The organism is Bradyrhizobium sp. WSM4873, from assembly GCF_055811355.1.
In genome coordinates, this window is the sequence record NZ_JBVVPS010000112.1 from 1 (window position 1) to 711 (window position 711).

Genomic DNA, 711 nt, shown 5'->3' on the forward strand with positions numbered 1-711 from the left:
AGTGATGGTGTGGAACGGCCCTTCGAACCGGCATCAAAAGTGCCTAACGTGGTCGCGTAGAGAGGCGCCACAAAGGAAGGACCGTTCCATGGAGAAGATTATCACGGTGGGTTTGGATTTGGCCAAGTCGATCTTTCAAGTTCACGGCATCGCCGAAAACGGGAAAGTCTTGGTTCGTCGCACATTGCGGCGATCGCAGGTTCTGCCCTTCTTTCGGAGCCTTCCAGCTTGCTTGGTAGGTATGGAGGCCTGTGCGAGTGCCCATCACTGGGCACGCGAGATCGCGGCGCTGGGCCACGCTGTCCGCATGATGCCGCCAGCCTACGTGAAGCCTTACGTCAAACGAAACAAGACCGACTTGGCGGATGCTGAAGCCATTTGTGAGGCGGTCACCCGCCCGACAATGCGGTTCGTACCGGTGAAGACTGCCGAACAACAAGCGGCCAGCATGATTTTGCGAACGCGAGAGCTGCTGATGAGGCAGCGCAGCCAGACTGCAAATGCCCTACGTGCTCATATGGCCGAATTGGGCATTATCGCCGGCACAGGCATGGCAAGCATCGCAAAACTCCTGGTGCTTCTCCGGGACGAAAAAGACAATAGGATTCCCGGCACCGCCCGCTTTGCCCTGATTCTATTCGCTGAACAGATTGAGCTGCTTACAACCCGCATAGAGAAGCTCGACAGAGAGATTTTGGTTGCCGTCAGAAA

General features: G+C 56.3%; 1 protein-coding gene. It reads left to right on the forward strand.

Features of this window, described 5'->3' with window-relative positions:
* Nucleotides 1–88 precede the first annotated feature (88 nt).
* Nucleotides 89–711, forward strand: a 623-nt coding sequence (locus AC0L21_RS37970; RefSeq protein ID WP_473267112.1) for an IS110 family RNA-guided transposase, incomplete at its 3' end; no start/stop codon positions are given.